We start from the raw sequence: 10,044 nt of genomic DNA, 5'->3' as shown, positions 1-10,044 counted from the left end.
TACGCCACTGATCGCCAAGGTTTGCAGAGGACGTCCGGGGTCATTACGCAGACTTTGCGCAATCGCGCCAACATAAGCCGCTGACCAGACATAGCTCGGTGTTGGCGAGCCATTGATACCCAGCAGAGAAGCGTGTTGATCATTGCGTAACTCCCCGGCGGTGGTCAGTTGGCCATAAGTTCCGGATTGAGCGGCAAAGCTGTGGCCGTACAATTGCTGACTGTAGCTCCAGCGCCCGGTACTGTCTGACAGAAACTCTTTGATTTTATTCAACGATGCCGTATCGGTGTAGGGGTTGATGATGAAATCAAATGTTCGGTCCTGCAAATTAGCCAGCGCATCATCCAGCTCTGGTGCACCCGCACCACCCGCCATCGGTGTAAACGTCAGTACCAGGCTTTCAGGTGTTGTTTCACCACCTGCGCTGCCGAGGTAATTCAGCCGCAGATCAATGTTATTACCATGAGCACCTTTATTCTTCGCGGCCAGCACCACAACCGCACCTGTCGATACAATTTCACCGGTATGGACAACCGTGACCGGCAATTCAGGCCGCCCCTCAATGGCACTGGCCAACGCTGCTGCGATCGCATTGACATCATCAGTCGCGACTACCGCTACTTGCACGCGAATACCCGCGATATAAAGTGAAATCACGCCTGTAGCTGATGCCTGTGTTGTTACCGTGATTTTACCCACCGCAGCAACCATCGATTCAGCATCAATCAGTGGCAAAATGTAAATTTCACCGGCGGTGTCATTCGCCAAATAAGCCGCCATCTGTCCATGCAGCATTGAACCCGCACCACACAGACCCGCGACAGTGGCCACTGAGGAAACCAGTACCGGCACATCAGCCGGTAGCGTGCTGGAATCCAGCGTTTGCCCAATGATTAACGTGCGCTGCGTGGTGGTTGCCGTGTTCGCCTGAGAGTTATCAAATTCAGCGAAGAAAAGCGGCGTCCGAAGATTGCTCGGAATGTTAGTAAAGGGAATAGTCATTATTTGGTTTTCTCCGCTTTGGTGGCTTCTGGCGCGGGTTTAAGCTCTTTAGGCTGTTCTCGTACCACATCGCCATCATTTAAACGACGACGCCAAAATGAATTATCGGGAACCTCGGTACCGGATTCGGGCAAAAAGGTGCCCTTCACCGGGTCGCGCACTGAGCGACCGGCTACGGGTTTAACAATCATGGGATTTACTCCGGGAAGTTTATAGAAACCAGGGGGTCTGTAGTGCCATCTGGCATAGCGATCGTGATATCCATGCCATCCAGTCGGTCAGCGTTGATGGGGTAGAAATCCTCCGGCCCCTGGTAATATTCAATATCCAGCTCCATCAGTAATTGGGCCATATGCCCCTCGCCGCCGGAGTCCAGATCAATGGTTGAGCGCACTCGGGCAAACTGCTGTATCTGACGTGTGAGGTCATAACTGTTTATCACTGCCCGCTCAATTTGATCTCGCAATCGCTCAAGTGCCAATTCCGCCTTATCTGCGCCATCGTCCACATGTTCACCGTCAAGTTCCTGCAACCGGCCAGTAATGCGAACAGTGGTGATGGTGTTGAACTGCGGAGCGTTGCGTCCTAATGACTGCTTTTCCTCTATCAGCGACTGCACCAAAATAACCGGGTACAGCGCCTCGGTAGTGGGCCAGGTGCGGGGAGAATAGACGCGAATACCTGCGTCTGTTTTTTCCTTGAGAGCATCTACCACTAACTGCCTGACTTGGGCTGTATTCATTATTTCACCCTATTAAGAATAAGCTTACTGCCACCGTGGCTATCTGGCTGTACGTCTGCCACAGCAAACAGGGTATTGACCACCACCCCACCGACCACGCCAATGAACACACGGTCACCTTGTTCCGGCGGTGAGCGAAACTCACTGTCCCTGACACCTAAAACCGGCCTGGTGGTATTAATTGTGCTACCACCGTCCAGCGGCTCCACATCCTGTGTGTATGCGCGGTCAAAGATGCCACTAATGGTATATGTCGGTTTTTTATCACCTGGCCGGTAATCAACCGGGTCACCAAATACCGAATGTAAGGGGCCGAGAAGATGCTGATCCCAGTTGATGCCCATTATTAGCTCCCCCGATTTATCTTCACACCATCATCAACAGTGATTGAGGGGCCAGCAGCGCGAGTGGTCTGTTGCCGTAATACTTTCACATCAGCAACCACGCCCAGGTTAATCAGCCGTTCAGCATCATCATGTGGCAGAAATAAACGGCTATTCTCCGTATAATTTCCCCCGCTATGGCGCACTGTCTGGCCTTTTACCACAGCGACCTCCATCTCATCAGAGTCATCAGAGTCATCAGAGTCATCAGAGTCATCAGCAGTATTATCGCCACCCCCAAAATTCTCTGTGGGTTTTTCTTGAGCATTAATCTCAGGCTGTTTTTCGCTGTCATCTTCCACAGCAAGCCACTCCTGCTGTGCATCTGTTGCGAACTCGGACGGCAAACCGCCCAGTTCATTGATACTCGGTTGTTGCTTTGTTGGTTTTGCCATATCACACCACCGTGGCACAGAGTGAAGCATTGACCCGGCTTGGAATAACCAGTGGAGCCGATTGCATCAGCAAGTAACGCTGCGCTGGGTCCGGCATGACCCATGATTTGGGTGCGAATGCCATTGGGCCATAGTTAAACGCAGGGTCCAGAATGACACCAAAAGCGCGAGTCCCCATCAGGTCAGCACCTGACATCAATACAGCCCCGTCGGGGATCATGGGCTTTTCCACATAATCAACTGGGTCAATAAACCAGTCGTTATACAACCACAAATCAAAATTGCCCCAGCGCCCCTTATAGACTGCGCCTTTGGCGATACGCGGCCCCGCATCGACCTGATTACCAAATGGACTCAATGCCGGGAATGTGATGGCGTTGTCTTTGATTGTTGTGTCCAGACGAAACGCTTTCCATGACGACGTAGTGAATACCAGGTCAGTGGCCACCGAGCCTGATTCTTTCAAGATCCGCGTTTGCCAATCTTCAATATCATCTGTCGGTTGGGTGTTGGTTGTCCCTGCGGGTACGGATAAAGGCCATTTATCTGCGCCGCTTAATGTGATTGTCAGGTCAGCGGAGCGGCCAAAATCAATAACCGTTGTTGGGAACCCATCACCCACCACCGTTATCTGAGATTTGACCAAGGCACTCGCCGCCATCCATTCATTACGGCGGTTCAGCATGTCGATCTGATCTTCCATTTCAAACTGAATATTTAACATTTCACGTTCTGCTGAGGTGAACTCCCCACCGATACGCTCACCCATCTGGCGGCGGATAGGTTTACGCAAATCAGGTGCTCGTTTGTCTTTGATATAAGCCGGTTTAAACGTATTGGTTTGATATTTGCGGCTCTCCACCAGCCTCCCTTCAACTAGCGGGGAAACAAAAGGAGACATCCGACGCTTACCAATATCGACATCGATGGAAACCTCTTCGGTTTCGTAAGTCACCACGTTGGGAAAGAAGCGATCAAGTAACCAGTTCTGACTTGTTTTCAGATTGGGGACCAGACCCACTAACACATTGGTATCGTAAATATTACTCATAGAGTATCTCTTTTAATTTGCTGGCAGCCAGAGCCGCCAGACAAAGATTGAAGACGAGCAAACCCCTACCAGGTGAGTGGCATTGGGTGCAAATAAGAAAGTGGAGGTTTAAACTGGCGCTTGGATACTGTCTTCGAGGAAGATTGAATACGACCGCAGTGCCGTTTTTAATTCGGCCAGCGTCCACGAATCATCGTGAATAACACTGTTCTGATTAAACTGTCCCATTAGGTATATGCCACCACGCTGAGCGGTAACTGTGGTATCCACATTATCAACAAGGATAGCTACCGGTACTTCACTGCCATCCTCAGCATCTTTCACAGACTTGACGTACTCGCCTGATGCCGTAATTTTACCCATCACGGTGCCGCGTATATGTATCGCAGCCGCCTGAGCAATAACGCCAGTATCAGTGACCAGTTGTAATGTCCCTGAGACTAACTGATCTGGCGCAAACAATGATGACCGCATACCCGGCTGGAAAGCATTTTGTCCGAACTTATCCATTATTTTTTACCTCTTGCGGAGTCATAAAGGCTGGCCATTTTAGTGACCATTGATACCCCTTTTGATGCTGCTGCGGCATCCTGTCCGGGCCGTGCGTTACCGTTGGCTTGCATCCGTTCATCAAGGGAGCGTTTGCGGGAGGCGGGTGTAGGTGCGGTAGCCGTGGTTGAGGCAAGAACGCGGATCACGGCGGCGGAACTCATGCCAGAATTAAGCGCCAGAGAGATGGCTAATTCTCCGCGACCCGATGCATGCTTGCTGCCAAAAATACGTGCACAACGCTGACGTTCTGCGCTACGACCTTTTTTGGCATCATTGCTCTCATCGCTATCATCGCCATCATTATCTTCGCCATCGTCGCTTGCGTCAGGATCCTTATCATCAGAATCGTCCGGGTCGTCATTATTTTCTTCGGCCTTTTTAGCCTTCCTTGCCTCCTCTTCCTCTTCGGCCTTTTTGGCTTTTCTGGCCTCTTCATCTTTCTCATCATCGGGTTCATCGGATGCCTTAGCACCACGGCCAAAAAGGTGAGCAAAACCTTGTATTTTCTTACCCATTATTTTCTCCAACCAATGTTAATAAATCGCGGAATGCGACATCAGGCGAGGCAACTTCATCAGCCAACCCCAACTGCACACCATCAACAGCCAAGTAACACGCGGCTTCAGTGTCCCTGATAGTTCTCTCTGCTATCCCGCGATTGCGGGAAACGGTACTCACAAACAGGCGGCCCATCTCATCAACATCTGACTGAATGGCCTTCTTTGCCTCTTCGCTTAATGCTTCGTAGGGATTTGACTCCGCTTTTCTGCTGCCAAAAGTGATTATCGTGACCTGCACCCCATCACTTTTTATGCGCTGCGACCAGTCAACATGCATCACGATGACGCCGATAGAACCCACCCCGCCAGTACGAGGGACGATAATTCGATCTGCGGCGCTGGCCAATGCATAAGCAGCCGAATAGGCATTTTCAGACAGGATTGACCAAATGGGTTTAGCGCCTCGGGCGGCATAAATTTCATCGACCAGATCAAAACAGCCGGCCACTTCGCCGCCCGGTGAGTCGATATCGAAACAAATGCCCTTGACCGCATCGTCATTCATTGCAGTCAGAAAGCTGGCCCGAATGCCGTCATAGCCCGTCATGCCGCTATAAGGTCGCAAGGTGCCTAACTTCTGCACTAACGTGCCCTGAATTGGAATGACTGCCACGCCCTCGATAACGTCATAACCACAATCACGACCCTTGCGTGAAAACGTATCATCATCACAATCCCAATCGGCATTAGACTGAATACGCGTCAGGCCGAACCGGTCAGTCAATGCCGCCATAACCACCTCAGCCTTGTGTGGGTGAAGTGCCAGCGGCGTGTTAAATAGCCGCTGGGCTAAATGTGGAAGATTCACTGTGCCTCCGGTTTTTGTTGTTGGTCGGGTGCAAAGGTGTCAGCTTGCAACCATGTTGGAATGGGTAACCCACGCTCAATATAGGCCTCGCGTTCTCGCTGGCGCTGATCAAGTAGTTCCTCCCAATCTTCGCCCACGTTCTCAGCCGCTTCCATTTCGAGAGTAGACAAACCAGCCTCCATCCCGAGAATGGCCCCTTTCTTCTCAGCCACCGGATCAACCCAACCACGCCCAGGCCCCATCCACTGCGCACGGCAATAAGCCGCTTTAGCATCGAGAAAATCAGGGGCACCATCAGGCAAGGGAACCGCACCTAAATCATGCAATTCTTCGATAAAACACGACAAGATGGGCTGAGCAAACCCTGTAGCAAAATCATCTCGGCGGCGGGTTAATGTTTTCCAGGCTTCTAGCATCGCGGATCGCGCTGAACTGTAGTTAACATCTGACCAGTCCTGCGTCAGTTGTTGAGTGGAAATCCCCAATGACGCTGCTACGTTCCGTAACGTCGCACTTTCAAATGCGACAAAATTACTGGTTGGGCGAACGGCATTTAATGCAGTCATGCTTTCGCCGGGTGCCAGTATCGAAATACGAGCACCACCCTGTAATGACAGGCGTTTTTCGTCGTGATATTCCCGACGCATGTCTTGATATCGGTTAACTTCCTCACCGGTGTCAAGGGCATCAGCAACCAGATTCGGGTCATAAGGTGACGTGATAAAGGCGGCAAAAATGGAGTTCAAGATCGACGACTGCAATTCAACTTCATCATACTTAATCAGCATTTTCAGACGCTGAACGATGGGGGTGAAAATACTGATACCGCGATGCTGGGAGGCCCGGTCACTGTCAAAATCATGGATGACAATAGGCCGACCCCAGTTGGTTTCCCGTGGTATTCGCTCCCACGTCATTGTTTCTTTACCGCTCCACCAGTCGCCTATGTGAGCTTTTCGGATGTGATAGGCAACAGGCACCCCATCCTCATCAATTTCTACCCCGCCGCGAATATTCAGCATGTCGAATTTCTGCTGAGGGTTACTCAATCTATCCGGGTCAATGATCTGCATCGCCGTGGCATACTGCGCCCGACCATGGCCAAGGCGGTCAGGTCTATACTGCATAACGCAGAGCGCATCACCGTCAGTCAGCTTGTGACGCAAGCCGAGTCGTAATAATTGGGAGACGGTTTTCTTTCGCTCCACATCACAGTAACGACCAGGATCATTGGCCCAGACTCGCCAGCCAGATTCAATGGCCCGCCCATATTCATCAGCCCATTTTGCATTAAATTTTGAATTACCTGTCATCAATGCCAGGGTTCGATAATCAACTTTGGCCAATGGCCGAAAAGTAGCGCCAACCGCATTATCCAAAATCCGAGTAACACTGCCGGAAGCCCAGCCATCGTTACGTACCATGTCGCGAACACGGGCAACCACCTGATCGCGGGAGGTATTGATTTCGTTATCAGGTGACCACAATGACGGTTGCCAGCTTGCCATGGAGTCACTGAATGAATCAGCAGCGTCATAGGGAGCGCGACTTCCACCACTGAGCATGGCGGCACGAGAGCGCGAAGGTGCCAGTGGATGACCGTCGGGTCCCAAAATCCTCACTTCATTTTTCATCAGTAACGAGGCCTTAACGCCCTGCGCGGACGCCTAACTATGCCCAACTGGGCCTGAAGAAGCTGAATCAGCCCCATGAGCGCCCCAATATCAGTTTGCTGGTATGCGACTGAGCGGGTGCCATCACCCTGGGCGTATGAGAATGACACCCCTTTCGACCCCGCAGATAATTCAATATAGGCTTGCTGTGCTTGGGTTAATGCAGCCTCTAATTGGGTGCGAGTCAGCGCACCGGCCAATAGGCTGGTTTTTGCATTGAACATAGAAATCCTTAAGCCAGCCTTCTGGCTCTACTTTTAGGTGTAGTGGGTTGCGACTCTGGAATAATGACGCCCGGAAAACGCAGATTGGGCTTATTTTCTGTAACGTCCGAAGGAGGCAGTAATTTTTCAGGATGACTTAAAAGGCTGTCTGCATACTGGTTAAGATTCAATCCAAAATGCAGTAACCCTTTCAGCGCTGCATAGCTGTAGACCCGGCAATCTAATGCTTCATTTGCACGCCCAGGCAACAATTCCCAAACGCGATAACGTTGCCCGCCCGCCGTTTTAACAACGGAGCGCTCTGCAAGTAATTGGCTAAAATGGTGTAAATCACGCTCGACCGGGTAATGCATATACCCCGCAGAAGGGATACCCGCAGCCGGTTGCTCCATGTGAAGACGGGAACGAATGGCGTCTTTTGCGGCATTAACCCCCAGTATAATGGGCTTGAATTGAGACTTTGACCGAGAAGATGGGCGTCTTGTTGGCCAGATGGGTGAACGCTTACCGCCTCTTGCCGACTCGCCTTTTATCGCCCATATCCGCCGTCCAATACGCTCTTTGGAAAACTCATACACTTTCTGGGTATGATGCCCACCGGAGTCGTGACAGGCAGCCATAATCGTAAACCCTCGCCCGTCAGCTCTCCGCCATGTCTGCTTCAGGTAAGCATCAAGCCGCCGCCAGGGTTCATCAGTTTCTAAATCCCCTTCAATAACGTCGTACGCAATAGACCAGCTTTCTTCATTCCGGCCCCAGCCCACCACCTCTATCTCAAGCCGCCCGTCTTGCGTATCGATACCGGCGGTGACGACGGCAACACCATCAGGGACTTCAGCAGAATAAACCTCACAACGTTCTGCCAGGCTTTTTTCACTGAGCGCCTTTTCACCGCGATCTTCATAGGGTTCACCCAAAACAAGGTTGATGAATGTCTGGCGCATTAGGGGGTCGTCCTTCACCCGCAACCACTCGGCAACCAAATACTTCCATGCTGCGTTAGGAAAGAGACTGTATCCCGCCCAAATATGAAAGCCCGCATGTCCTTTAAAGGGCATCGTTGCCTGCCACTGTCCCGCTTTAACCATTCCGGCCTTATCGTTGTGGTGGATCACGCAACCGTTATGGCGACAAACATAATAGGCGGTATCGGGTAATCCATTACCGTCAGAGTCTTTATCCCACTTAATTCCGTAAGGCGTTGTTGGCCCACCCCATTCCAGCGTTTGAGACTCACCACAGTGAGGGCATGGAACATAATATTTACGCTGATCACTTTCAGCATAAGCCTTCTCAATGCGGCTAATTCCTTTAACCGTCGGGGTTGAGCCTAATATTATTTTTCTATTCCAGAATGTCTCTGAACGCTTGGTACCCAATGCTATCTGGTCACCATCAACACCGGCCCCCGCTATCGGATACCCATCAACTTCATCAAAAGCAATGATTCGACAAGTTATACGACGGAAGCCACCAGGACTGTTTGCCCCTACCAGCGTTAAATTAGAACCATTGAGAAACTGCTTTTTAAGGATGGTCTGGTTACTGCTCTTGGCTTTCGGATCACCGGATATCTCAGCGAGAACAGGGGTATCCCTGAGCATGGGAGAAATTTCAGTCTTACTGTAATCCTCCGCATCTTCAACACGGGGTTGCACAACTAGAATGGGTGAAGGGTCATGCACCAGGTAATAGCCGATAACATGATCCAAAATCTTGGTGTAACCCACTCGGGCAGATTTCATGACGGACACCTGAGTCACCAGTGGGTCAGTTACTGCATCCATAATGCCATCCTGATAAGCAAAAGAGCGAAATCGCCCAGTCTGTGCACTGGTCTCTTTTGACAATACCGCATGCTTATTGGCCCACTCACTCAATGATAGAGGTTCGGGTGGCTTTACGTTCTTGCGTCGTTGATGCAGTTCCGTGGAGAAGTTTTGCCAAGCGGCTGGGTCAACTGCTCTCTCCGTTGTTATTGTTATCAAGGCTTAGCTCCTCCATTGCCTCGTAAACCACTTCTTGCAGTGCTTCAACAAACTCCGCATCGTTAGTGGTTGAGGCCAGCACCCGCAAGCGGGGACCATGTTCGGGAGCGATGGCAATCAGGCGGGTACGCATACGTGAATATTCGCTACCTACCGCCTCAATCATCTCTTTGTAAGGAAGTACCTGACCTGATTTAATGTCATATTCCAACCGAGTAAGCAGCGCCAGAAAGTTTTCTTTCATTTCTCTGGCTTCATCGATTGTCATCTCGACACCGCTTTCAGCAATCATTTTCTTCACAACGTCTGCGGGAGAATCCACCGGATCTTTATCAGGTCTGTTACCTGATCTGTTACCTTTGGCTCTGTTACCCGTCTTGTTACCTGCTTTGTTACCCTGCGTGTTACCTGCAACTTTTTTCTCTGGTCGGGTAACAGTTTTCCGAAAGCGCTCAATGTTGGCATTTGATGCCTCGACATCAATGTCATCACCCGCCAGAACCAGCCAACCACGTGCCTTCCACGCCGTTACTGTCTTTCGGCTGACGTTGTGAAGTTTTGCAAAATCTGACTGGTTCATCTGTTACCTCAGTTGTTACCTGTTACCCAAATTTCAAAAGTTGATAGCTAGACGCAGAACGAGGCGCGCAATGTCCCGTGTAATAA

13 protein-coding genes are annotated in these 10,044 nt (G+C 50.8%); all 13 read right to left on the bottom strand.

What is annotated here, in order from left to right:
* A partial coding sequence (locus AEP37_RS21370) for a phage tail sheath subtilisin-like domain-containing protein (protein WP_049615225.1) occupies window positions 1–1,002 on the bottom strand: 1,002 nt, incomplete at its 3' end.
* Window positions 1,002–1,193, bottom strand: a complete 192-nt coding sequence (locus tag AEP37_RS21365; RefSeq protein ID WP_049615224.1) for a DUF2635 domain-containing protein — start codon at window positions 1,191–1,193, stop codon at window positions 1,002–1,004. The genes AEP37_RS21365 and AEP37_RS21370, both read right to left, overlap by 1 nt.
* A 5-nt stretch (window positions 1,194–1,198) precedes the next feature.
* The gene (locus tag AEP37_RS21360; protein WP_049615223.1) at window positions 1,199–1,744 is read right to left on the bottom strand and encodes a hypothetical protein; all 546 of its coding nucleotides are present in this window, start codon (window positions 1,742–1,744) and stop codon (window positions 1,199–1,201) included.
* Window positions 1,744–2,088, bottom strand: coding sequence for a head-tail joining protein (locus AEP37_RS21355; RefSeq protein ID WP_049615222.1), 345 nt, complete (start codon window positions 2,086–2,088; stop codon window positions 1,744–1,746). Before AEP37_RS21355 ends, AEP37_RS21360 begins: the two co-directional genes overlap by 1 nt.
* A gap of 2 nt (window positions 2,089–2,090) precedes the next feature.
* Window positions 2,091–2,522, bottom strand: a complete 432-nt coding sequence (locus AEP37_RS21350) for a hypothetical protein (RefSeq protein WP_049615221.1) — start codon at window positions 2,520–2,522, stop codon at window positions 2,091–2,093.
* A 1-nt stretch (window position 2,523) separates the two neighbouring features.
* On the bottom strand, window positions 2,524–3,573 hold the full coding sequence (locus AEP37_RS21345; RefSeq protein WP_049615220.1) for a major capsid protein: 1,050 nt from the start codon (window positions 3,571–3,573) through the stop codon (window positions 2,524–2,526).
* 108 nt (window positions 3,574–3,681) lie between these two features.
* Entirely contained in the window at window positions 3,682–4,083 is a 402-nt protein-coding gene (locus AEP37_RS21340; RefSeq protein ID WP_049615219.1) for a head decoration protein, read from the bottom strand.
* On the bottom strand, window positions 4,083–4,640 hold the full coding sequence (locus AEP37_RS21335; protein WP_049615218.1) for a hypothetical protein: 558 nt from the start codon (window positions 4,638–4,640) through the stop codon (window positions 4,083–4,085). Before AEP37_RS21335 ends, AEP37_RS21340 begins: the two co-directional genes overlap by 1 nt.
* Window positions 4,633–5,493, bottom strand: coding sequence for a S49 family peptidase (locus AEP37_RS21330; RefSeq protein ID WP_049615217.1), 861 nt, complete (start codon window positions 5,491–5,493; stop codon window positions 4,633–4,635). Before AEP37_RS21330 ends, AEP37_RS21335 begins: the two co-directional genes overlap by 8 nt.
* Window positions 5,490–7,127, bottom strand: coding sequence for a phage portal protein (locus AEP37_RS21325; RefSeq protein ID WP_244880821.1), 1,638 nt, complete (start codon window positions 7,125–7,127; stop codon window positions 5,490–5,492). The genes AEP37_RS21330 and AEP37_RS21325 overlap by 4 nt, the downstream gene beginning before the upstream one ends.
* Window positions 7,127–7,390 (bottom strand): gpW family head-tail joining protein, encoded by a 264-nt coding sequence (gene gpW, locus AEP37_RS21320; protein WP_049615216.1) that lies wholly within the window; start codon window positions 7,388–7,390, stop codon window positions 7,127–7,129. Before gpW ends, AEP37_RS21325 begins: the two co-directional genes overlap by 1 nt.
* A gap of 8 nt (window positions 7,391–7,398) precedes the next feature.
* Window positions 7,399–9,378 carry a phage terminase large subunit family protein gene (locus AEP37_RS21315; RefSeq protein ID WP_156168710.1) on the bottom strand — a complete coding sequence of 660 codons (1,980 nt, stop codon included), beginning with the start codon at window positions 9,376–9,378 and terminating at the stop codon, window positions 7,399–7,401.
* The gene (locus AEP37_RS21310; protein WP_005278871.1) at window positions 9,347–9,958 is read right to left on the bottom strand and encodes a hypothetical protein; all 612 of its coding nucleotides are present in this window, start codon (window positions 9,956–9,958) and stop codon (window positions 9,347–9,349) included. The genes AEP37_RS21315 and AEP37_RS21310 overlap by 32 nt, the downstream gene beginning before the upstream one ends.
* Window positions 9,959–10,044: the final 86 nt, after the last annotated feature.

Source organism: Yersinia pekkanenii (genome assembly GCF_001152565.1).
Taxonomy (GTDB): Bacteria; Pseudomonadota; Gammaproteobacteria; order Enterobacterales; family Enterobacteriaceae; genus Yersinia; species Yersinia pekkanenii.
Note: the sequence above shows the minus strand (reverse complement) of the source record. Positions and strands in the feature narration are given on the sequence as shown.

Coding starts and splice junctions, on each gene's coding strand:
- AEP37_RS21365 (WP_049615224.1), bottom strand. CDS start 1,193: ATGATTGTTAAACCCGTAGCCGGTCGCTCAGTGCGCGACCCGGTGAAG.
- AEP37_RS21310 (WP_005278871.1), bottom strand. CDS start 9,958: ATGAACCAGTCAGATTTTGCAAAACTTCACAACGTCAGCCGAAAGACA.
- gpW (WP_049615216.1), bottom strand. CDS start 7,390: ATGTTCAATGCAAAAACCAGCCTATTGGCCGGTGCGCTGACTCGCACC.
- AEP37_RS21360 (WP_049615223.1), bottom strand. CDS start 1,744: ATGAATACAGCCCAAGTCAGGCAGTTAGTGGTAGATGCTCTCAAGGAA.
- AEP37_RS21355 (WP_049615222.1), bottom strand. CDS start 2,088: ATGGGCATCAACTGGGATCAGCATCTTCTCGGCCCCTTACATTCGGTA.
- AEP37_RS21350 (WP_049615221.1), bottom strand. CDS start 2,522: ATGGCAAAACCAACAAAGCAACAACCGAGTATCAATGAACTGGGCGGT.
- AEP37_RS21340 (WP_049615219.1), bottom strand. CDS start 4,083: ATGGATAAGTTCGGACAAAATGCTTTCCAGCCGGGTATGCGGTCATCA.
- AEP37_RS21325 (WP_244880821.1), bottom strand. CDS start 7,127: ATGAAAAATGAAGTGAGGATTTTGGGACCCGACGGTCATCCACTGGCA.
- AEP37_RS21345 (WP_049615220.1), bottom strand. CDS start 3,573: ATGAGTAATATTTACGATACCAATGTGTTAGTGGGTCTGGTCCCCAAT.
- AEP37_RS21335 (WP_049615218.1), bottom strand. CDS start 4,640: ATGGGTAAGAAAATACAAGGTTTTGCTCACCTTTTTGGCCGTGGTGCT.